The sequence below is a fragment of the Paraburkholderia oxyphila NBRC 105797 genome (assembly GCF_000685075.1).
In the GTDB taxonomy this organism is placed as follows: Bacteria; Pseudomonadota; Gammaproteobacteria; order Burkholderiales; family Burkholderiaceae; genus Paraburkholderia; species Paraburkholderia oxyphila.
This window is the reverse complement of the sequence record NZ_BAYD01000008.1, coordinates 106,397-127,042: the sequence shown is the minus strand read 5'-3', so window position 1 is coordinate 127,042 and position 20,646 is coordinate 106,397. Positions and strand designations below refer to the sequence as shown.

The window sequence follows — 20,646 nt, the reverse complement described above, 5'->3', positions numbered from 1 at the left end:
CCGGCCTCAATCGCGCTTGCCGAGGCGGCGCACGCGAATATCGGCCTGCTCCTTGTGGCCCGAGAAGTGCTCGAGCGCGCACAGCCGCGAGCACACTTCGCCGATCTTGACCGAGGCTTCGTCGGTGAGGATGCGCTGGTAGCTGTGCGTCTTGATGAACTTGCCGACCCACAGGCCGCCCGTGTAGCGCCCCGCGCCCATCGTCGGCAGCGTGTGGTTCGTGCCGATCACCTTGTCGCCGTAAGAAACGTTGGTGCGATGCCCGAGGAACAGCGCGCCGTAGTTCGTCATGCGCTGCAGGAACCAGTCGGGGTCGCGCGTCATGACCTGGACGTGCTCGGAGCACAGGCGCTCGGCTTCCTGAAGCATTTCCTCGTCGGTATCGCACACGATGATCTCGCCATAGTCGCGCCACGCGACGCTGGCAACGGGCGCGGTATCGAGGCGCGCGAGCACGGTTTCGATCGCAGCGGGCAATTCGGCGGCAATCTTCTTGCTCGTCGTGATGCAATACGCGGGCGACGTCGGGCCGTGTTCGGCCTGGCCGAGCAGATCGACGGCCACCAGTTCGGCGTCCACGGTGTCGTCGCAGATCACGAGCGTTTCGGTCGGACCCGCGAACAGGTCGATGCCCACGCGGCCATAAAGCTGGCGCTTCGCCTCGGCAACGAACGCATTGCCGGGGCCGACGATCATGTCGACGGGCGCGATGTGTTCCGTGCCGAGCGCCATCGCGGCTACGCCTTGCACGCCGCCCATCACGTAGATTTCGTCGGCACCCGCGAGCGCCATCGCCGCGATGATCTCCGACGAAGGCTTGCCGTCGAACGGCGGCGCGCAGGCAATTACGCGCTTCACACCAGCGACCTTCGCGGTGAGCACGCTCATATGGGCCGAAGCGAGCAGCGGATATTTGCCACCGGGAATGTAGCAGCCCACCGAATTCACCGGAATGTTCTTGTGGCCGAGCACGACGCCGGGCAGCGTTTCCACTTCCACGTCGCGCAGCGAAAGCAGCTGGATTTGCGCGAAGCGGCGAATCTGCGCCTGGGCGAACTTGATATCCTCGATCGCTTGCGGCGAAAGCGCGTCGATGCACGCCTGGATCTCTTGCTGCGAGAGCCGGAAGTTCTCGGGGTTCCATTTGTCGAACCGTTCGGAATACTCACGAACGGCGGATTCGCCGCGTGCTTCGATGTCGGCGATGATCTTCTCGACCGTCATGCGCACTTGCGCGTTGTTGTCGGCTTTGACCTGGGCCGTCTGGCCCTTCTTGAGATGTTCGATCATGTCGTTCTATCCGTGCAGATAAGGTGAAATCGTGGCGCGGCGCGGGCCGCGAATTCGTTATCCGGCGTGCGTGGGCGATGCGTGCCAGTGCGCGAGCGGCAGGCCCGGCACGGGCGAGCGGAAGCTCGCGAGCGTGTTGCCGCCAAGGCTCCCCAGATACACGGTGCGCAAGTCGGGGCCGCCAAACGTGAGGCTCGCCATCATCGGAGCGAGTGTGCCGCGGCAGGCGCCCATGAGTTCGGGCGTCGTGCTGCCGTTGCGATAGTGTTCTTCGTAACGCGCGATGGCTTCGGGGTTGCCGTCGTCGAGCAGCGTGAGGACTTCGCCCTCGGGCGTGAGGGCGATGAGCTTCTCAGTGAGGATCAGCGTGATCCACAGATTACCGTGCGCGTCGAATGCGAAACCGTCGGGAAATCCGCCCAGATCATGCGGGCCGTAGATCTCGCGGTCGGTGAGCGAACCGTCGTCCTGCACGCGCAGACGCGAGATGCGGCGCGCGTTGGTCTCGACAACGTAGAGCCATTCCTCGTTTGCGTCGAGGCGAATCTCATTCGTGCCCACAAAGCCGTCCGCGACGATGCGGATACCATTTTCGTCGATCAGGCCCACGTAACCGTCGGCGGTTTTTTCGTTGATCGAACGAGTCCACGGCAGCTGGCGCGTGGTCACGGTGAACCAGATGCGCCCGCGCGTATCGGTGAGCACGAAGTTGGTCTTGCCGAGCGGCTTGCCGTCGATGCTGTCGTACAGCGTGCGCGAAGCCCCTTCACGCGTCATCAGTTCGATGGCATCGGTGCCGAAGTTCGCGATGACGATGTTGCCGTCGCGATCGAAGGCGAGGCCATTGGGCAGCGTGCCGCCCAGCATGAGTTGCTTCGCGTCCTGCGAAGAGGGCTTCTGCGCATGCTCATTTTGTTGCGCGATCAACGTTTGCGTACCGTCGGGTGCGATGCATACGACGCCGCCGCGTGCGTCGGCGGTCCAGAGCGTGCCGTCGGGCTCGGCGAGAATGCATTCGGGGCGCAGCAGATCGTGGCCGACCATGCGGATGTCGTTGCGGTTGACCTGCCAGCCATGCAGCGGGTTATGCGAAGTCGTCATGGGAACGGATGCGCGTGAGCGTGTGAAAGTAAGACCTGTAAGGGACTTGGCGAGCCGATTCAGCGAAGATCGCGATCGGCGGCGAACGGTTCGAGCAGCTCGATCAGGTTGCCGCTCAGGTCGCGAATGAAGGCGGTGGGATTGCCGTCCACCTTCAGTTCGAAGGCGATGTCGGCGCCCGCCTCGCGTAGTGCGGCCACGGCCGCGCTCACGTCGGGCACTTCGAAGCACATGTGCTTGTTGCCGTGCGTGCGCAGATCGAGGTTCGGCTCGCGACGTTCGGCGGGCAGGGGCGCGGCGCCCGGCACTTCGAAAAGCTCGATGCGGTAGTGATCGCGGCGCACGAAGGCGATGCGCGCGGGAATCTTTTCGACGGTGAGTTGCTGCTCCAGGGTGAAGCCGAGCATGCGGCCATACCAGTCGACCGCGGCATCGAGGTCGGGCACGCTGATGCCAAAGTGATGGGGCCGCAACATGGGAAGCAGCGGTTGGGATGGCTCGCGAAGCTGCGTGAAAGGCACCGACTGCATGGGGGTTGTCTCCGGCTCTGTTTGGAGCCGACGCAAGCGAAGGCCCGATGAATCATTCCGTATGGACGTACTGTAGGGTGATTCACTTGTCGCTTCCATCAATTCCTAGTGGAAACACGCATTGATGCAATCGGATGATTGCGGGATAGTGCGCCCCATGAGACTGGGTCACTTCGACATGAATCTGCTGGTCGCGCTCGATGCGCTGCTCGACACGCGCAGCGTCACGCGCGCGAGCGAGCGGCTGCACATTGGCGCGTCGGCAACGAGCAGCGCGCTGGGCCGCTTGCGCGAGTACTTCAACGATCCGCTGTTGATGCAGGTGGGGCGGCGCATGGAACTCACGCCGCTGGGGCGCAGTCTCGCGCAGCCGGTACGTGAAATTCTGCTGCGCGTGCAGTCGACGGTGGTCGCGCGGCTGGAGTTCGACCCGGCGCAGGCGCGTCGCAACTTCGTCATACGCGCGTCGGACTACCTGACGACAGTATTGCTGATCGATGTGGTTCAGCGCCTGCAGCGCGAGGCGCCGGGCATCACGCTGCACATCGCCAACATGACCGACGATGTGCCCGACCGGCTGGATCGCGGCGAACTCGATCTGGTGATTTATCCGAGCGTGTCGGTCAACCCGGATCACCCCTCGCAGGCGCTCTTTGAGGAAACCTACAGTTGCGTGGTGTGGGAGGGCAACCCGCTAGTCGGCGAGACGCTCACAGCCGAACAGTACGGCGAACTGGGCCACGTCGCCGCGACTTTCGGGGACAGCCGCAGTGCGAGCGTCGAAGGGTTTCTGCTGGCGAGCCGCGGCATCTCGCGCAATATCGAAGTGACGACCACCAATTTCAGCACGCTGCCACAACTGGTCATCGGCACGACGCGCATTGCGACCGTGCTCACACGGCTTGCGAAGATCTACGCGCATTTCCTGCCGCTGCGCGTGCTGCCGCTGCCGATGGACCTGCCGCCGCTCGTCGAGATGATGCAGTGGCACGCGATCAACGACGGCGACCCGGCGCATGCATGGCTGCGCCGCGTGCTGCTGGAGCAGGCGCAAGCGAGCGCGCAGGCGCCCGGCGCAGCGCTCCAGCAACGTGGCTGACGCCCGCGCGACGTGAAGCGGGGGCATCGATTCGACGACATCAAATGGTCTTGTCAACGCAATCTGATTGTGTCGTAACGTTGCGGGCGGAATCATTCGTCTCACACAAACGGGAAGCGTGCGGTTCTGCATGGCAGCACCGTGTGCCCCACTTTGAATAAAACGGAGACGACCTCATGCATGTCCAGGTGGAAAGGCGCGCCGGTGCGCCGGCGAATCGCGAAGCGAACGTCCTTCACGCGCTCATTCTGTTGAGCACAGTAATCTGCGGCACGCTGGCGCCAACGGTGATCGGCCCGGTGCTGCCCGCGATGCAGCAGCATTTCGCGAGCGTGCCCGGCATCGAAACGCTGGTGCCCGTGGTCGTGACCATGCCGATGCTCGTGCTCGGCGCGCTGGCGATGGTGATCGGCGCAGTCAGCGACAAGATCGGCCGCAAGCGCGTGCTGGTTGGCTCGCTGGTGCTCTATGCGATCGCCGGCACCGCGCCGCTCTATCTCGACTCGATTCATACGATTCTCGCGAGCCGCGCGCTGGTCGGATTCGCGGAAGCCGCGGCAATGACCGTGAGCACGTCGTTCATCGGCGACTACTTCACGGGCGCGAAGCGTGACCGCTATGCGGCACTGCAGGTCACGGTGGCTTCGACCTCGGCCTTCGTCTTCAACCTGATGGGCGGCGTGCTGGGGGCCTACGGCTGGCGCGCACCGTTCATCGCGTATGCGCTGCCGCTGCTGCTCGCGCCGCTCGTGCAGATTTTCATCTGGGACACGCGCGGCACGATTCCCGATGGCCATGAACGTGGCGCCGCCGACGAGCCCGAATTCCGGCCGTGGCTGCTCGCGCTGATCTGCCTCGCGGCATTCGGCGTTGGACTCGTGTTCATGATCGTGCCGGTGCATCTTTCGTTCATGCTCGTTCAACTCGGCGTGCATTCAACGAGCGCAATCGGCTTTGCCTATGCAATGAACAGCGCCGGAATCATCGTGGGCACACTCGGCTTCGGCTGGTTCATTGCGAGCCGCAGCCCGGTGCTCCAGCAGTTCGTGCTGGGGTTGCTCGTGTGCGGGCTCGGCTTCGTCTGCATGGGCACGGCGCACGACGAGACGATGCTGACGGTGGGCGGCGCGATCAACGGCCTCGGCTGCGGCATCGCACTGCCCGCGCTGGTGAGCTGGGGCCTGCGCTCGATGCCGTTCGCGCGCCGCGGCTTTGGGACGGGTGCGTTCACGGCTGCACAGTTCATCGGCTACTTCTGCAGTCCGATCATCGTCATGGGCATGGTCATGCACTGGGGATCGCGCTTCGCGGTCGTACAGGCCTGGGGAATTGCGCTATTCGTGCTTGCGGGGGTGTGCGTGACGGGATCGCTGCTGCGCGTGCGCCGTCTGAAACTCGGCTGAGCGAATCGGTCTCGCTTTTGAAACGGGCCACCCACCAGAGAAGTCGACAACTGCACCCGTCAGGAAGCGAGACTCGGTTGACGCAAGGTATCTGATCAGCTCTCCAATTTCATCTGGACGCCCAAGTTGGCCAATCGGGACTTCAGATGTCACGTAATCGCGTCCGATCGGATTCTCGACAAACGTCGCGCGCGGGTAGTAGGCTTCGCTGTAGAGGAAGTTCGGAGCAACGGCATTGACCGCAATGTTGAGTGGCGCGAGTTCAATGGCAAAGGAACGCACAAGTGCATTGGCGGCCGCTCGAGCCGCGTCCGGAATAGCTCCGCCGGACATTGGGAGGTGTGTCCGGCACGACGTGACCATGACGATGTTTCCTCCCCCTTGAGCGTGCAATCGAGGGATCGCCGCTCTGATAAGTGCGAACGGGTCAACAACGAGCTTCTCAAGCGTCTGCCGCAGGTCATCCAGCGTCACCTCAGGCGACGGGCGGTGAATTGCGGGGAAGTGGTCATTGCTGACGATGACGTCCAGACGTCCATAGGTACGCCATATAACGTCCAGGCGTTGCTCGGGTGTCTCAGCATCGATACGGCTCACGCCAGGGTGGGCATTCAGGAATCCTTGCCAAGTTGACTCATCTTCGAACGTGTCGTCCTCGACCAGTACCTGGAACCCCCCCTCGAGAAGTGCGGTCGCTGCCGGCGGACCCGCATAGTCAGAGGCGTTTGTTACGAGCGCCACTTTACGGACTTGTTCCATTGCAGTCTCTGGTTGGTGATTCAGGCAAGATATGGGCTGGTTGCGTCGGCAGATGCGCGCATGCGGTCACTTCCGCACCGAATCTTCTCCAATCTGGAACGCGAAGAGAAGCTGGCCGCGAGATATATCAATAATTCCAGATCGGAATGCTACTGCATATCACGTGTGAGTGCTGTTTCTGTTTCGACGTCAAAGCGCAAGCGCGTGAGAAGCACCTTCGTGCCGGTATCCGGATTGCCAGAACTCGGCTGTCGCGAGTAAGCGCTCCCTATTCCGCTCAGGAATTATAGCTATTGCGTCATGGTCCCTACTGCCCGTGGGCACTTGCGGTCAATATATTCGCACTTCACACTCTTTTGGGGATGTCTCCATGGGCAAGCTCTTCAGCCGTACGCAAGTCGGCCGTTTCGAACTTCAACATCGGGTGGTGCTCGCGCCGCTCACGAGAATGCGTACCGATCCGGGCAACGTCCCTGGCGATCTGATGGTGGAGTACTACACGCAGCGCGCGACGGAAGGGGGGCTGCTCATCACCGACGCAACGGCGGTGTCCCCGCTCGGCATCGCCTACGTTGACGCCCCGGGGATCTATACCGAGGAACAGGTCAGGGGCTGGAAACGGGTGATCGAGGCCGTTCATGCGAAGGGCGCCCGCATCTTCCTGCAAATGTGGCACGCAGGCCGTCAGGCGCATCCGGCAAATACCGGCGGCATCACGCCGGTTGCGCCTTCGGCGTTGCGTTCGCTCGAGCACGCGGCGATTCGCGACGACAGCGGGCAGATCGCCGAGGCGGAGCTGATCGTACCGCGTCCGCTCGAAAAGGCCGAGATTCCCGGCATTGTTGACCAGTTCCGCCACGGCGCCGAACTTGCGAAGCGGGCTGGATTTGACGGCATCGAACTCCACAGCGCGAACGGCTACCTGTTCGAGCAGTTCCTGCTCGACGGGACGAACCATCGCGACGACGAGTACGGCGGCTCGATCGAGAACCGGGCGCGCTTCCTGTTCGACACGCTCGATGCGGTCGTTTCCGTCTGGGGGGCGGGCCGTGTGGCCGTTCGTCTGTCGCCGAGCGGCACTTACGGCACGATGTCCGACAGCAATCCACATGCGACCTTTGGTTATGTGGCGGACCGACTGAACCAGTATGACCTGGCCTATGTCCACGTGATCGAGCCTCGCATTCGCGGCATCGTCGAGCAGGAGACGACGGACGTCGACGTCACATCGAAGGACATTCGCCGGATCTACAAGGGCACGATTATCGCTGCCGGCGGCTTCACGGGCGAGAGTGCTGAGCAGATCGTCACCGATGGTCACGCGGACCTCGTTGCCTTTGGCCGCATGTTCATCTCCAACCCCGATCTTCCGGAGCGGCTGCGCACCGGCGCGCCGCTCACGCGATACGATCGGTCGACGTTCTACGGCGGCGACGCCCGCGGTTATACCGATTACACGTCGCGCGCCGACGCGGTCGCTGCTTGAATCAATTGCGCAGGGGAAGCGTGGGGGCACGGCGGTCGTCGACCGTTCGGCCCCCTGAACCGTCGAAGCCGTGCTCTCTCAGGACGCGAGGCGCCAGCTTACATCGTAAGGAGAGTTCGATCATGGTCGCTGACAAACCAGGCGGAGCTTGAGGCTTATGGCCGTAAGGCGCCGGCCGCTGCGAATGGGCACAACGTGTCTTTTCTGACCCTCTACGGGAAGCACGAGATGCTTGAGGGGCTGGCAATGGAGGGTGCCGCCATCCTGCAGTTCCCGACCGTCGAGGAAGCTCGACGCTGGTACAACAGCGAAGCCTGTCAGGAGGCGGCGGCACATCGACATGCTGGCGCCGACTACCGGGTCTTCATCGTTGAAGGAACTGAGTAGTCCGCTGGCACCTCGATTGTCGTTGAGTATGCCGACGGGGCGTCGTGATGAAAGCGGCCGTGCTTGCATCAATCCTCACGCACGTCGCCCCGGCCCTTGGCTGGCGTTGAGGCGGTCAGGAATTGACGAGCGGCTGTCGGCCGGAAAGGAGACGCACGCGCCGGAGCGTCGTTTCAGGTGCGGCGCGCGCGCAAACGCTTCGCTGCCGGTTCCCGGATTACATTCTTCAGGGCGGTCGGCGTGCCGTTCAGGAACGCGTCTACCTGGCGCTCGACATGAGCGTCCATGTCTTTCGGCACGGGCAGGCCATAAACCCACTTGCGCACGCCGACATAGAAGATGCTCGCGTGCAGGCTCCAGATCAGTTCCAGTTCCGCTTCCCGCTCAGCCGGAGTGGTGGGGGCCGGAAGACGGTAAGTGTCGCGGATCTCGGCCATGACGGGCTGAAATACGCGCTCGCGCAGCTTCTCCAGATAGCGCTTGTTGATGCCTTCGCGGGTCAGTCCCGCGAAGATGAAGGTGCGTATCCACTCGCGCTGCAAGATAACCTGCGAATACGCCTTGTACAGCGAGCAAAGACGCTCCTGCAGCGGAAGGCTGCGGTCGACGATCAGCTTCTCCCACGTGGGGTCCCATCGATAGACCTCACTGTACACGCGGTCGATGAGCGCTTCCTTGCTGGGGAAGTACCGGTACAGCAGAGGCTGGGTCACGCCGATTTGCTTTGCGAGCTCGCGCGTGCTGCCGGAGAATCCATGTGTGGCGAAATGCTCGATGGCCTTGTCCACGATCTGCTGTTCGCGTTCCTCTGGCGCCATGCGGCGAGCCGGCGGCGTGATGGGCCTGACAGGTTCGCTTGAGCGAACCTGTTCGGCAAACTGGGGTTTCGCGGCCGCGGGCCGCTTCTGGGCTGGCATATCGCTTTTCGTGTTGGGTGATCGATCGTCTGGCACAAACTATAGCAGCCAGGGCGGCCGCAAGAACGCTAGTGCAAGTCAGCTATCGAATCGCCATCCGCGGTGGCCGACGCAGGGAGATGCGGCCCGTGTTCGACTTCTACCGACTGGCTGTGCATCCGCAAAAGGGGCGCTCGGCAAGTCCAATAAAAGGGTGGAGACGAGCGTTCCCGGATCCCACCGGATATACGGCTCTATAAGTCGCACATCCTCGTTTAGAAGCCAGGATACCCGTTTGTACAATGGTTTTCAACGGCCTCAACGACTACCTTGAGCTCATGACGAGCGAGGCCGTCGTGCGTCGCTACGCATCTGGGGAAAAGTGGTGAGCAAGGGAAATGATGGATGGGGTGGCCAATGGGTACGACGACCCTCCCCTGTGAAGAACACCGCTTTCAGAACGATGCAGGGACAGTCAGCGTATTTTCCAGGCGATTGTTCAATACTCGCGTACTTGTCATCTGTGGATGGTCGTTGCTCGAAACGCTGCCAGAGACAGGTGTGTCTGATTCACCCACACGGCTGCTCGCATTATCTCTTTTGAAGCTCGTAGTGATCGGCACGGGAGTCGCTGCAGTTTCCAAAGTGCGTTTTGCTCGTGAGACGTTTTCGTTTGTCTGCAGTGCGAGCCTGCTAGCCATCGCACCCGGATTGCTGATGGAATTCAAACTGTCCTTTTCCCATTCAAAAATCTCATGCAAAAACTGAGAAAAATACGTTTGCCCGGTATATGCCGGGTGAGCAGGATATAACGGCAAGAAGGGCAGACATTGGTGTAGTCCCCTGTACGCCGACCCACAATGGATCGACGGTGACCACGTCGTCTGGAGACGTTCTCGTTCAGTTCGATCACATCATTCACCGTATCAATGTTCAAAATTGACGATATCGTCTTTACCAATGTCAGGCCGGTTTCTATGATTTAGCCACTGCCGCTTTTGCTGAGAATAAATGCCATGGAGCTCGTCGTCCGTCCCCTTGATCGCACGCTGACTGTCCCGCCAGGTGCCAATCTGTTCGCACGCATGAGTCTATTGACTGAAAGTTGCGAGATCGAGGTTCCCGAGCCGGACGAGGTGGTCGTTCATCCCGCACGCGTGCTGAAGGCCTCGGTCGTGGCAGTCGAAGACATGACGCACGACATCAAGCGCATCGTTCTGCGACCGGCAAAACCCCTGTCGTTTTCTCCCGGGCAATACGCGCAGGTCCAGTTCTCGCCAAATCACATTCGGCCGTACTCGATGGCCCGCCTCCCGTCGGATGAAGAACTGGAGTTCCACGTGCGTCTGGTTCTGCGGTTCGCCACCGATGGGGGAGGCCGCCACACGGCTTCTCAAACAGCGCGGGGTACCACCCGAGCATGTCTACGCCGACGCGTTTTATGCGAGCGGCTCGTAATCCGGAGACAATCACATGCGTGACCACACCATAGAACCTGCGCAAGTGCAGGCAAGACGCGAGTACTACGATCGCATCGACAAACAGAACTTGACTCCGCTGTGGGAAGTTCTCGACCGACTGGTCACGCCGGAGCCCGTCTCTCCGGTGGTGCCGGCGCTGTGGCGCTACGCAGAGGTGAGAGAGCCCCTCATGGAAGCGGGCCGCCTCATTAGCGCGGCCGAGGCAGAGCGCCGTGTCCTGATTCTGGAGAACCCGGCGCTGCGCGGACGCTCCGCAATCACACAGACGATGTACGCAGGCCTGCAGTTGATCATGCCTGGCGAAGTGGCCGCAGCGCACCGGCACACGCAGTCGGCACTGCGTCTCCTGCTTGAAGGGGAGGGCGCCTACACCGCGGTGGACGGAGAGCGCACGACGATGCGCCGCGGTGACTTCATCCTCACGCCGGCTTGGACATGGCATGACCACGGCAATCCTGGTATCCAGCCCGCCATCTGGCTTGACGGACTCGACGTGCCGCTCGTGCGCACGCTCGATGCCAGTTTTTCGGAAAGGTCCAGCGTGGCAGCCCAGTTGCAGGCGAAACCGGAAGGCGACGCCCTGAAGCGCTACGGCGCCAATATGTTGCCGATCGATTATCAACCAGCCGCTGTTTCGCCGAGCCCGGTATTCGTCTACCCCTATGAACGCGCCCGGGAGTCACTGCTGGGCATCGCGCACGGCGAGCCGGACTCGCACCTCGGCTTCAAGTTGCGTTACGTAAATCCTGCCACTGGCGGGTCTCCGATGCCGACGATCGGCGCCTACGCTCAGCGTCTTCCTGACGGCTTTGAGACGCGGCCGTATCGGTGCACGGACGGCACCGTCTACGTATGTCTGGAAGGCTCGGGCGAAGCCGAGATCGACGGCGAACTCCTTCGCTTCGGCACCAACGATATCTTTGTCGTTCCCTCGTGGAACGTGCTGCGCATCCACGCGACGTCGGATACGCATTTGTTCAGTTTCAGTGACCGTCCGGTTCATCAGGCGCTCGGCCTTTGGCGCGAAGCGCGGGAGTAATGCAATGACAAACCCAATCGAATTCGCAGTTCCGGCTGCGCCCATTTATACGCTGACCGTCCATGGCCGCTCTCAGCGCTTCCCCGTCAACCGCGTCTTCTGCGTTGGGCGCAACTATGCTGCGCATGCGCGAGAGATGGGTAAGGATCCCGATCGCGATCCGCCGTTCTTCTTCATGAAGCCAGCGAGCGCGATCGTCGACGCAGCGGCGCCAATATCGGTTTCCTATCCGTCAATGACCTCGAACTACCAGTACGAGGTCGAACTAGTGGTTGCTATCGATAAGGGCGGATTCGAGATTCCGGTGGCCCAGGCGCTTGAACATGTGTTCGGCTATGCCGTGGGCCTCGACATGACCCGTCGCGATCTGCAGCTCGCGGCCCGCGACGCCGGCCGGCCGTGGGAATTCGGGAAGAGCTTCAGTGACTCGGCGCCGATCGGCGCCCTGCATACCGTCGCGGATGGTGGCCACGTCGACGCCGCAGCGATCGAGCTCACGGTCAACGGGACTGTCCAACAGTCGTCCAACGTCGCGAAGCTCATCTGGTCGACCGCTGAGTGCATCGCGCACCTCTCGCGCTATGAAGCGCTGCGACCCGGCGACTTGATCATGACGGGAACCCCCGAAGGTGTGGGTCCAGTCCTGGCCGGCGACATGATGCGTGGCCGTATCGATGGACTGACCGAAGTGTTCGTGACTGTGGACCAGCAGGCGAAGGGGGGCGCGCAATGACATCCACCGTATTCCCCCAGACCATCAAGTGGGAAAACGAGGGTACCAGCCGTATCCCGTTCATGGCGTACACCGACGAGTCGATCTACAAGAAAGAACTAGAGCGGTTCTTCTATCGCAAGCACTGGTGCTACGTCGGCCTGGAAGCGGAAATTCCCAACCCGGGTGATTTTACGCGCACGACTATCGGCGAGCGCTCGGTCATCATGGTCCGCGGCGCGGACGGCAACGTCAATGTCATCGAGAACGCGTGCGCCCACCGTGGCATGGCGTTTTGCAGGGAGCGCCACGGCAACCGCAAGGAGGGGTTCACGTGCCCGTACCACCAGTGGAATTACACGCTGGAGGGCGATCTGCAGGGCGTGCCGTTCCGTCGCGGTGTGAAGCAGGACGGCAAGGTTCATGGCGGCATGCCGTCCGATTTCAGGCTCGAAGACCACAGCCTGACCAAACTCAAGGTTGCCACGCGCGGCGGCGTTGTCTTTGCGTCCTTCGACCACGACATTGAGTCGTTCGAGGACTTCCTCGGACCGACGATCCTTGAATGTTTCGACCGGACGTTCAATGGTCGGAAGCTCAAGATTCTCGGCTACAACCGACAGCGCATTCCGGGCAACTGGAAGCTGATGCAGGAAAACATCAAGGATTCCTATCATCCGGGTTTGCTGCACACGTGGTTCGTGACTTTCGGACTTTGGCGAGCCGACAACCGTTCGGCGCTAAAGATGGACGAGCACAATCGCCATGCGGCGATGATTTCCACGCGAGGCAACTCTCTGAAGACGTCGGAAGTGTCGCAAGTCGCGCGCTTCAAGGAGGACATGCAACTCAACGATCCGCGCTTCCTTGATATTGTGCAGGAGCCGTGGTGGGGCGGCCCGACCGCCGTGATGACGACCATCTTCCCGAGTGTCATTCTCCAGCAGTCCGTGAACAGCGTTTCGACGCGCCAGATCCAGCCCAATGGGCACGGCTCGTTCGACTTCTTCTGGACGCACTTCGGATTTGAAGACGACTCGGAGGAAATGACCCAGCGACGGCTGCGGCAGGCCAACCTGTTTGGTCCTGCAGGCTTCGTCTCGGCCGACGACGGCGAGGTAATCGAGTTCTCCCAATCGTCATTCGAGACCCGGCCGTTTCATCGAGCCGTAGCAGAGCTTGGTGGGCATGAAGTTGCAGAGACAGATCACATGGTAAGCGACACGCTTATCCGCGGTATGTACCGCTACTGGCGTGAAGTCATGGAGGCACCGGAGTGATGGAGAACATCAGGGACTGGATGGCGCTTACGCAACTGTATGCGGACTATGCGAGCGCAGTTGATTCCGGCGACTGGGCACTGTGGCCGGAATTCTTCACCGAAGATTGCCTGTACCGACTGCAGCCCCGGGAGAATTTCGAGCGCGGATTCCCCTTGGCCACGCTTTCGTTCGAGAGCAAGGGGATGCTCAGGGATCGCGTCTATGGCATTCAGGAGACGCTGTTCCACGACCCGTACTACCAACGGCACATTGTGGGAGCGCCGCTGGTGCGCAAGGTTGAGAACGGTCGGATTCATAGCGAAGCCAACTACGCCGTGATACGGACGAAGTTGAATCAGTTGTCGACGGTGTTCAATGCCGGCCGCTACATCGACGAGATTGTTGCGACAGCTGACGGCCTCAAGTTCGCCTCGAGACTTGCCATCTACGACAGCGAAATGATTCCGAACTCCATCATCTATCCGGTCTGATCATGAATACCGATGCGAGCCCTTCGTGGCAGGAAGTCATATCGGGAGCGCTCACTCTGTCGATGCCGGCATGGCTCGGCGCGCAGTAGAGTTCAGAGCGCCGACGGTTTCCCCATACGCTGTGGGCCTTGCCGTCGAGGTTTCGCGGGGGGCCGTTCGCGCGGAGGTCGTCATCGTCTGAAAGGTCACTGCAGTCGCTTGTCGGGACGCTATTCATCGTGATCCTCCTGACGGCGGATCCAGGTCAATCGGAGAGGCCTGTCTTATGCCTCGTGGCAGCGTTGCGCGCCCAACGGAGTCGAAGTAGCGGTGGCCGATGAAGGCCGTCGCGACGGCGTTGAGCGAAGACGATTGCGATGGGGCGCGAGAAGAAGCCGATAACGTCTTATTCATCCGTTGTACTGAATCAATCATGTGTCAACGTATTCACAGTCACAAGAGAATGGACAATCGCGCAAAGAGTCGAGGTGCGGTACGTCAGCGACACATTCAAGGAAATTCTTCAGTTCCATTCATGCCCGCGCGAGGGAAAAGTAGCCATGGTGATGTGGAGTCGGGTACCGATAGGGTCAGTTTGGCGAGGCTGCCGCTTCCGTAGAAGGCTGCGACGGGGAATAGGAGCTATTCCTGGAAAGCATGGGCAGATCACGGAAGAATGTTCCAGCGTGGAGACGCCAGTTGACCCGCATGAAAGCGATCGTATTCGTAGAGCCCGGCCATGCGGCGCGGCATTGCCTGCTGGAATGAAAGCTATGCCGCGCGGGACACTACCTCGCTGAATCCCCTATCGCTAGCATGTTCTGCATCGATACAGGGTCGCATTGTCACGGCAAAGACCTGGAACTGCTAGCACATTCGGAGGAACGATGAAGATAAGGGCGATGCAAATGGGCTTTGGCGCGCACGTTGAGGAAGCCGATCTGACCTCGTTGTCGCACGACGATGTGAACCGGTTACGCACAGCGCTTCTAGAGCACGGCTTGCTGGTCATCCAGAATCAGGAGCTTTCACCTGCCGGGCAGGTCAGGATGTCGGAGGCCTTTGGCACGCTCGAGACATTTCCGCCGGGTCAAGGACAGTTGGCCGAATACCCGCAAATCTTTCGCGTGGCCAGCCAGCCCGCGAAAGGTCATACGAACGTTGGCCGCTACTGGCATTCCGATGGCTCGTTCCTCGCCGCGGCGACGCCTATTTCGATCTGGTATCTGGTCGCGCAGCCGGCCATGGGTGGCGAGACGCTTTTCGCCGATCTGCGGGAGGCCTACAGGGCCTATCCGGAAGAGAGGAAGCCCGCAATCGACGGTCTCGTCACGCTGCATCGAAACGGGACAAAACATCCGCTCGTCATGCAGCATCCTGCGACACGCGAGCCATCGTTGTACTTCAATGTCGGCCTCACTGGCGGTGTCGTGGGCTATACGCCAGAACAGTTCATGGCATTGCGAACCGATCTCGACGATCATCTTTCGCGCGCAGGTGCCGCTTACGTCCATCATTGGGACGAAGGTGACGTCGTTATTGCCGACAACTTCCGGGTTGCCCACCGAGCTACGCCGATCTCGGCAGATCAGCATCGTATTCTGGACAGAACGACGGTACGGGCTGATGGTGTGTACTGGGGCAAAAATCAGAACTGACAGGCCGTAGCCCGGGCGCGTGGCGGCTCGCGCGAAAAACGCCCTCTTGTCGATGACTGCCGCGCGTGCTGCACAATGCGGCGCGTCGTCATCGCCGTGCCAGCCTCCCGGGTCATGGTCGAACACCGCTACCGGAAAACAGAAAGCGGCTCAGTGCGAGGAGCGGGAACAACATGCCGCCGACGGCGACCCAGGTCCAGCCGCCGTGTCTGTACAGCGTGCTCGCGATTGCCGACCCAACGGCGCCGCCAACGAAGACGCTCGTCATGTAGATCGAGTTCAGACGGTTGCGGCTGTTCGGATCGAGCTGGAAAATTTCGCGTTGGCCCAGGACCAGGTTCATCTGCACCGCGAAGTCGAGCAGCAGGCCGGTGCCAACGAGCCCAAACACGCCGAGGCCCGGAACTAACATGACCGGCAGGTAGCCGATCGCCGCCAGCGCGAGCGCGAATGCCGTTGCGCGATGCGTGTGGCCGGCGTCGGCGAGGCGCCCGGCAATGGGTGCCGATGTTGCGCCCATGGCGCCGACCAACGAGAACATGGCGACTGCCGTCTGCGATAGATGGTAGTGATTCATCAGCTCGATTGGTACCGCAGTCCAGAACAGGCTAAATGATCCGAATAGCAGTCCCTGGTAGAGTGAGCGCTGACGCAGCACCGGCAGCGTCGTGACGAGGTGCCCGAGCGAACGGATCAGTTCCAGATAGCTTGCCGAATGGTTGGGGCGCCGGCCCGGCAGCGTCAGTGCCAGCAGGACCGTGACGACCGTCATCACGACCGCGCCGAAGCCGAATACCGCGCGCCATCCGAACTGCCCGGCAATGAAGCTCGAGATTGGACGCGAGAGCAGGATGCCGAGCACCAGCCCGCTCATGATCGTGCCGACCACGCGGCCGCGCGTCTCAGACGACGCAAAATGCGCTGCGAGCGGGACCAGCAGTTGCACCGCAACCGACGTGAAGCCAATCAACAGCGAAATCCCAAGAAAGAGAACCGGCTCGTCCAATGTCGCCGCGGCAGCGAGGCTCACAATCGACAGCGCAGCGCTGATCATCATCAGCCGCTTGCTTTCGACGAGATCGCCGAGTGGCACAACGAAGAATAGCCCGGCGGCGTAGCCGATTTGCGTGAGCGAGACGATCAGGCTCGCGGTACCTTCGGACATATGCAGGTCAGGGGCGATCAGCGAGACGATGGGTTGCGCGTAATACAGGTTCGCGGCGATCGCGCCGCAACTGAACGCGAACAGCAGGATCAGGCTGCGCGCCATCGTCGGCGCGGCGCCTGCTCGGGCCAAGGAAGCGGGGTTTGTGCTCATGAGGCTCTATCTCGTAGTGGGTTGAAGGTCCCTGTGTGGCGAGGGGTCTCCCGCCATTTGCGATGGCTCTAGCGTGACGACTGCTGCGCGCTACAGGTGCCCCAGCAAGACGATGGTGGCGCTCAGCGTCACGGCGGAGAGCAGGCTCGACGCCACAAGTGTCGTTCCCGCGGAGGCATCGCTGACGCCGTACGGCAAGCCAAACAGGATGCCGAAGGAACCGCAGGGGATCGCCGCCAGCAGAATCACCTGTCCGGCGAGAGCCTTCGGCACGTCGAGCAGGCTAACGAGCGCCAGCGCAATCAGCGGTTGCACGACGTTACTCAACACGATGCCGAAACCCGCCTGTGCGTCGAACCTGAACGTTGTACTGCGAGCACAAGCCCGGTCGAGAACAGCGCCAGACCCGCCGTCGTGCTTCCGATGATGTTGAGCGACTGTGCCAGGAGATCGGGCAGCGTCCATCCACAGAGCGACACGAGCACACCCCCTATGGGGGCTAGCACGACCGGCTTGAGGAACGTGTTGTGCAACGCCCTGACGAGTAACCCATCGGTCCGCTGGACCTCGCTCGAGCGGGAGGGCGCCGCGCAACGCGCACGTTCGAGCAGAAGGAGCGCCGCGGGCGACATGACGACTGCAGCCGTCGTGACGGCGATGGCGACCGTCAGGTCGCTTTCTGGGCCGTACACCGCACGCAGTAGCGGCAGACCAACTGACGCGAAATTCGGCATGCCGATCGTGACGGCCCTCACGGCAGCGGTGGCGGGATCGGATTTGAACACGAAGCGGGAAGCGAGCAGGGACGCGAAATAGGGTGCCAGCATCACACCGACCAGCACCGCGATCAGTACGGCATGCTGGGCAAGGCTCGCCCGCTGCATGCTGGCGGTGTAAAGGAACAGCGCAAATGGCATCGCATAGTCGACGAGCATCGTGTTGATCGACGATAGCGGCATCGCGCCTTGTTTGACTCTTCCGGCAAAGTACCCCGCGCCCATGGAGAACAGGAAGGGGATCAACGCACTTGCGATTCTGTAAATCATGATTGTCACCTCTGGGCGAGCCTGGCGAAGCGTCGCGACCACGCTGGCGCCGGTGGTGGTCGCTTCCGATTTGCCTTAGCCTTTCCAACCGTGGAGAAATTCGACCAGAAGCCGATTGACGATTTCCGGCTGCTCTTCATGCGGCAAATGCCCCGCATGTGGGATGGCATGGGTGACGACGTCGCGCGCCATGCCTTTCCACACGCTCGCCATATCGAACATCTTGCCCACCGCATAGAACTCCTCGCCCCAAAGGGCGAGTGTCGGAGCCTGAATCAACACGTCTGCATCCTCCATGTCCTGGGCGACATCGACAGCGTTGGCGCGGTAGTCCGCCAGGGCGCCGCGCACGGCCCCCGGTGCTTCGTAGGCGCGCACGTAGGTCTCGAACGCTTCGCCCGAAATCGCGTGCGGGTTGTAGCACCAGTCGGAGAAGAAGTGCCGCAGCCACGCGCGCTCCTTGCCCGCGATCAGGGTCTCCGGGAGATCGGGAACCTGATGGAACAGGAAGAACCAGTACGCGCGGGTGATCCGTGCGTCGATTGACTGGGCGACGACTCGCGTCGGCACGTTGTCCATGACGACGAGGCGATCGACCACTTCAGGATGGTCCTTTGCAAAGCGTGTCGCGACTCGCGCACCGCGATCGTGACTCACGAGCGCAATGCGTTCGATCGACAGTTCGCGCAGGAGCGCGCGCAGGTCGTTCGCCATCGACCGCTTGTCGTAGCCGCCAGCGGGCTTTTCCGTTTCGCCGTAGCCGCGCAGATCCGGTGCGATGACGCGGTAGTGCTGTGCAAGCACGGGGATCTGATGGCGCCATGCGTAGTGTGTTTCGGGAAAGCCGTGCAGCAGGACCACGGGCGCGCCTTCGCCTGCTTCGACATAGTGCTGGCGGATTCCGTTTGCCGTCATCGTGTGATGCGTGACCTCGAGATGGCTCATGATCAGCTCCCGAAGTAGACGGGCCGCAGACCCGGGATCTCGGAGGCAGGGGGCGGGCGGCTGCCGGACGAAGTCGAGCCGGACATGGGCGCGCCGTAGCCGCTGTCCGCTCGGCCGCCTGCATGCGAGACGTTGCGGGTCGCCACGCGCTGTTCCGCTGCGAGCAGTTCGGATGGGTACGTGGCATCGGACGTCGTGCCGCGATATCCCGACTGTTGCAACTCGACTAGCTCGGTTCGTACCTGCGCGCGTGTGACGCTGGATTGAGCGAATACTGTGACTGGGAGGGCCGTTGCGGCCGTGAGCAGTGAAGCAATGAGGATGCGTTTCATGATCGATTCTCCAATAAGCGACCCAGTCAACGCGTTCGATGAGGTGAACGGCTACCGGTTGGGAATCAGTCTATTGAGCAGCATCCACGCAATTAAGCCGGTGGCGTGGATAAAGATTTTTGATGGCGCTGTACGGAATCCACGTGCGCGCCTTTTGGGCGGCATCGGCGGGACGTGTCAGGCGGCAGGGCCGCGCAAGCAGCAAACCGAAGGGGCGAGAAAGCCGTCCGCGTCGCATGGCCCTCGCCGCAAGGCTTCAGGTCTACTGCGAATCCACGCGGGACAGCGCTTCGATGCGCTCGATGGCATGATTCAGGGACGATGAGAGCGCCGGGCGCAGGTGCTCGAGCAGTGTGCGGACCTTGGCATCGAGATAGCGGCGCGAGGGATAAACCGCGAACACGGTGAACGGCCTGAGACGATAGTGAGGGAGTACGCGCACGAGCTTTCCGTCGACGAGATCGTCGACGGCGGTGTAGGTCGCAAGTGTGCCGATGCCAGCCCCCTGCAGCAGGGCTGCCCGCATCACATCGGGGACATTGATCTGGAGTGGCGACTTCGGAATCTTCCAGATCTGGGCGTCCGCTTCGCTTTCGATATGCCATTCGTCAGGCGGCGACACGGGCGATTCGAGCATCAGCAACGTGTGAGCACTCAGCTCCTCGCGCGTGCGTGGCGCGCCGTGACTTTTCAGATAATCCGGCGAGGCCACCATGACTGCGTATGCCGGGCCGAGCGGCTGCGCGACGTACACGGAGTCGGGAAGCTCTGTGGCGGAGATCAGTGAGAGGTCATACCCCTCCTCGACCAGATTGGGCATGCTTTGTTCGATCTTCAGTTCGACGAAGACCTCGGGGTAGGCGTTCCGGTAACTGGTCAGCGCCGCGACCACCACGCTCTGCGCAAGGCCTGGCGCGCAGTGCAGCCGCAACCTGCCAGCCGGAGACACACTTGCGCTGCGAGCCTCGTCGGTTGCCGAGTCGATGGCTGCAAGAATCGCCTTGGCGCGCTCGTAGAAACGTCCACCGGGCTCGGTGACGGAGAGGTGTCGCGTCGTGCGATGCAGCACGACGGTCTGCAATTGTTGCTCCAGCGCCGTGACCGCACGCGAAACCTGCGCAGCCGTTGCATTGTTTTCATTGGCGACGGCGGTGAAGGAACCGGTTTCGACCACGCGGATGAATATCCGCATATTGCTGACGATATCTGCCATTCTGTTCCCGAACGGTGAGCGCCCCCATTTTTCCGGAGCGCCGGATAGAAGCCGACCTCTCTCAATGTGCCGACGCTTTCTGACGCGGTCCGGCATCACGCGTGGTGGCGGCATCCAACGTCTTATGCCTGCCAGGAATGGAAGCTATGTCCCTGGGGGGGCTTCTGCCAGCGCGCCGCCGCGAGCATCATCTGCATAACACGAATTTTCCGTTTGGAG

At 61.6% G+C, this 20,646-nt stretch carries 21 protein-coding genes and 1 pseudogene; 11 read left to right on the top strand and 11 right to left on the bottom strand.

Features of this window, described 5'->3' with window-relative positions:
* Positions 1-6 precede the first annotated feature (6 nt).
* The 3 genes from hisD to BO1_RS07615 are packed head-to-tail and all read right to left on the bottom strand — an operon-like array spanning position 7 to position 2,921.
* A complete protein-coding gene (hisD, locus tag BO1_RS07625) occupies positions 7-1,290 on the bottom strand; it encodes a histidinol dehydrogenase (RefSeq protein ID WP_028217060.1) in 1,284 nt (427 codons plus the stop codon).
* 57 nt (positions 1,291-1,347) lie between these two features.
* Positions 1,348-2,391, bottom strand: a complete 1,044-nt coding sequence (locus BO1_RS07620) for an SMP-30/gluconolactonase/LRE family protein (RefSeq protein WP_028217059.1) — start codon at positions 2,389-2,391, stop codon at positions 1,348-1,350.
* A gap of 59 nt (positions 2,392-2,450) precedes the next feature.
* Positions 2,451-2,921, bottom strand: coding sequence for a VOC family protein (locus tag BO1_RS07615; protein WP_084687806.1), 471 nt, complete (start codon positions 2,919-2,921; stop codon positions 2,451-2,453).
* Between the two features lie 157 nt (positions 2,922-3,078).
* On the opposite strand from BO1_RS07615, the gene BO1_RS07610 reads away from it, so the two are divergent.
* On the top strand, positions 3,079-4,020 hold the full coding sequence (locus BO1_RS07610; RefSeq protein WP_028217057.1) for a LysR substrate-binding domain-containing protein: 942 nt from the start codon (positions 3,079-3,081) through the stop codon (positions 4,018-4,020).
* Between the two features lie 176 nt (positions 4,021-4,196).
* Entirely contained in the window at positions 4,197-5,423 is a 1,227-nt protein-coding gene (locus BO1_RS07605) for an MFS transporter (RefSeq protein WP_028217056.1), read from the top strand.
* Here BO1_RS07605 and BO1_RS56885 read toward each other — a convergent pair.
* A complete protein-coding gene (locus BO1_RS56885) occupies positions 5,355-6,182 on the bottom strand; it encodes an SDR family oxidoreductase (RefSeq protein ID WP_028217055.1) in 828 nt (275 codons plus the stop codon). The genes BO1_RS07605 and BO1_RS56885 overlap by 69 nt on opposite strands.
* 370 nt (positions 6,183-6,552) lie before the next feature.
* Between BO1_RS56885 and BO1_RS07595 the strand changes: the two genes are divergently transcribed.
* A complete protein-coding gene (locus BO1_RS07595; protein WP_028217054.1) occupies positions 6,553-7,668 on the top strand; it encodes an alkene reductase in 1,116 nt (371 codons plus the stop codon).
* Positions 7,669-8,055 (top strand): DUF1330 domain-containing protein, encoded by a 387-nt coding sequence (locus BO1_RS07590; RefSeq protein ID WP_218002793.1) that lies wholly within the window; start codon positions 7,669-7,671, stop codon positions 8,053-8,055.
* Between the two features lie 173 nt (positions 8,056-8,228).
* Here the strand turns inward: BO1_RS07590 and BO1_RS07585 are convergent, their stop codons facing one another.
* Entirely contained in the window at positions 8,229-8,972 is a 744-nt protein-coding gene (locus tag BO1_RS07585) for a TetR/AcrR family transcriptional regulator (protein WP_028217052.1), read from the bottom strand.
* Between the two features lie 396 nt (positions 8,973-9,368).
* Here BO1_RS07585 and BO1_RS58875 point away from each other — a divergent pair, with 396 nt between their 5' ends.
* The 7 genes and pseudogenes from BO1_RS58875 (at position 9,369) to BO1_RS07550 (ending at position 15,573) form a co-directional block, all read left to right on the top strand.
* Entirely contained in the window at positions 9,369-9,719 is a 351-nt protein-coding gene (locus tag BO1_RS58875; protein WP_156992170.1) for a hypothetical protein, read from the top strand.
* A 248-nt stretch (positions 9,720-9,967) separates the two neighbouring features.
* A pseudogene (locus tag BO1_RS57180) lies at positions 9,968-10,303 on the top strand (naphthalene 1,2-dioxygenase); the annotation flags it as partial.
* A gap of 121 nt (positions 10,304-10,424) precedes the next feature.
* Entirely contained in the window at positions 10,425-11,471 is a 1,047-nt protein-coding gene (gene gtdA / locus BO1_RS07570) for a gentisate 1,2-dioxygenase (RefSeq protein WP_028217050.1), read from the top strand.
* Between the two features lie 16 nt (positions 11,472-11,487).
* Positions 11,488-12,204 (top strand): fumarylacetoacetate hydrolase family protein, encoded by a 717-nt coding sequence (locus tag BO1_RS07565; RefSeq protein ID WP_028217049.1) that lies wholly within the window; start codon positions 11,488-11,490, stop codon positions 12,202-12,204.
* Complete coding sequence (locus BO1_RS07560; RefSeq protein WP_028217048.1) at positions 12,201-13,463, top strand: aromatic ring-hydroxylating dioxygenase subunit alpha; 1,263 nt, start codon at positions 12,201-12,203, stop codon at positions 13,461-13,463. The genes BO1_RS07565 and BO1_RS07560 overlap by 4 nt, the downstream gene beginning before the upstream one ends.
* Complete coding sequence (locus BO1_RS07555; protein ID WP_043284053.1) at positions 13,463-13,936, top strand: aromatic-ring-hydroxylating dioxygenase subunit beta; 474 nt, start codon at positions 13,463-13,465, stop codon at positions 13,934-13,936. Before BO1_RS07560 ends, BO1_RS07555 begins: the two co-directional genes overlap by 1 nt.
* Positions 13,937-14,802: 866 nt before the next feature.
* Complete coding sequence (locus BO1_RS07550; RefSeq protein ID WP_028217046.1) at positions 14,803-15,573, top strand: TauD/TfdA dioxygenase family protein; 771 nt, start codon at positions 14,803-14,805, stop codon at positions 15,571-15,573.
* Between the two features lie 112 nt (positions 15,574-15,685).
* Here BO1_RS07550 and BO1_RS07545 read toward each other — a convergent pair whose 3' ends face one another.
* The 6 genes from BO1_RS07545 to BO1_RS07520 form a co-directional block, all read right to left on the bottom strand.
* A complete protein-coding gene (locus tag BO1_RS07545; RefSeq protein ID WP_028217045.1) occupies positions 15,686-16,891 on the bottom strand; it encodes an MFS transporter in 1,206 nt (401 codons plus the stop codon).
* 90 nt (positions 16,892-16,981) lie between these two features.
* A complete protein-coding gene (locus BO1_RS07540) occupies positions 16,982-17,206 on the bottom strand; it encodes an AEC family transporter (protein ID WP_028217044.1) in 225 nt (74 codons plus the stop codon).
* Between the two features lie 8 nt (positions 17,207-17,214).
* The gene (locus BO1_RS07535; RefSeq protein WP_156992169.1) at positions 17,215-17,937 is read right to left on the bottom strand and encodes an AEC family transporter; all 723 of its coding nucleotides are present in this window, start codon (positions 17,935-17,937) and stop codon (positions 17,215-17,217) included.
* 75 nt (positions 17,938-18,012) lie between these two features.
* The gene (locus BO1_RS07530) at positions 18,013-18,882 is read right to left on the bottom strand and encodes an alpha/beta fold hydrolase (RefSeq protein WP_043284052.1); all 870 of its coding nucleotides are present in this window, start codon (positions 18,880-18,882) and stop codon (positions 18,013-18,015) included.
* A 2-nt stretch (positions 18,883-18,884) separates the two neighbouring features.
* Complete coding sequence (locus tag BO1_RS07525) at positions 18,885-19,214, bottom strand: DUF4148 domain-containing protein (protein WP_028217041.1); 330 nt, start codon at positions 19,212-19,214, stop codon at positions 18,885-18,887.
* A 262-nt stretch (positions 19,215-19,476) separates the two neighbouring features.
* Positions 19,477-20,427 (bottom strand): LysR family transcriptional regulator, encoded by a 951-nt coding sequence (locus BO1_RS07520; protein ID WP_043284051.1) that lies wholly within the window; start codon positions 20,425-20,427, stop codon positions 19,477-19,479.
* Positions 20,428-20,646 lie beyond the last annotated feature (219 nt).

Bases quoted from the DNA above. Each gene is read 5' to 3' on its own strand.
- hisD (WP_028217060.1), bottom strand. From the start codon at position 1,290: ATGATCGAACATCTCAAGAAGGGCCAGACGGCCCAGGTCAAAGCCGAC.
- BO1_RS07620 (WP_028217059.1), bottom strand. From the start codon at position 2,391: ATGACGACTTCGCATAACCCGCTGCATGGCTGGCAGGTCAACCGCAAC.
- BO1_RS07615 (WP_084687806.1), bottom strand. From the start codon at position 2,921: ATGCAGTCGGTGCCTTTCACGCAGCTTCGCGAGCCATCCCAACCGCTG.
- BO1_RS07610 (WP_028217057.1), top strand. From the start codon at position 3,079: ATGAGACTGGGTCACTTCGACATGAATCTGCTGGTCGCGCTCGATGCG.
- BO1_RS07605 (WP_028217056.1), top strand. From the start codon at position 4,197: ATGCATGTCCAGGTGGAAAGGCGCGCCGGTGCGCCGGCGAATCGCGAA.
- BO1_RS56885 (WP_028217055.1), bottom strand. From the start codon at position 6,182: ATGGAACAAGTCCGTAAAGTGGCGCTCGTAACAAACGCCTCTGACTAT.
- BO1_RS07595 (WP_028217054.1), top strand. From the start codon at position 6,553: ATGGGCAAGCTCTTCAGCCGTACGCAAGTCGGCCGTTTCGAACTTCAA.
- BO1_RS07585 (WP_028217052.1), bottom strand. From the start codon at position 8,972: ATGCCAGCCCAGAAGCGGCCCGCGGCCGCGAAACCCCAGTTTGCCGAA.
- BO1_RS58875 (WP_156992170.1), top strand. From the start codon at position 9,369: ATGGGTACGACGACCCTCCCCTGTGAAGAACACCGCTTTCAGAACGAT.
- gtdA (WP_028217050.1), top strand. From the start codon at position 10,425: ATGCGTGACCACACCATAGAACCTGCGCAAGTGCAGGCAAGACGCGAG.
- BO1_RS07560 (WP_028217048.1), top strand. From the start codon at position 12,201: ATGACATCCACCGTATTCCCCCAGACCATCAAGTGGGAAAACGAGGGT.
- BO1_RS07555 (WP_043284053.1), top strand. From the start codon at position 13,463: ATGGAGAACATCAGGGACTGGATGGCGCTTACGCAACTGTATGCGGAC.
- BO1_RS07550 (WP_028217046.1), top strand. From the start codon at position 14,803: ATGAAGATAAGGGCGATGCAAATGGGCTTTGGCGCGCACGTTGAGGAA.
- BO1_RS07545 (WP_028217045.1), bottom strand. From the start codon at position 16,891: ATGAGCACAAACCCCGCTTCCTTGGCCCGAGCAGGCGCCGCGCCGACG.
- BO1_RS07535 (WP_156992169.1), bottom strand. From the start codon at position 17,937: ATGATTTACAGAATCGCAAGTGCGTTGATCCCCTTCCTGTTCTCCATG.
- BO1_RS07530 (WP_043284052.1), bottom strand. From the start codon at position 18,882: ATGAGCCATCTCGAGGTCACGCATCACACGATGACGGCAAACGGAATC.
- BO1_RS07525 (WP_028217041.1), bottom strand. From the start codon at position 19,214: ATGAAACGCATCCTCATTGCTTCACTGCTCACGGCCGCAACGGCCCTC.
- BO1_RS07520 (WP_043284051.1), bottom strand. From the start codon at position 20,427: ATGGCAGATATCGTCAGCAATATGCGGATATTCATCCGCGTGGTCGAA.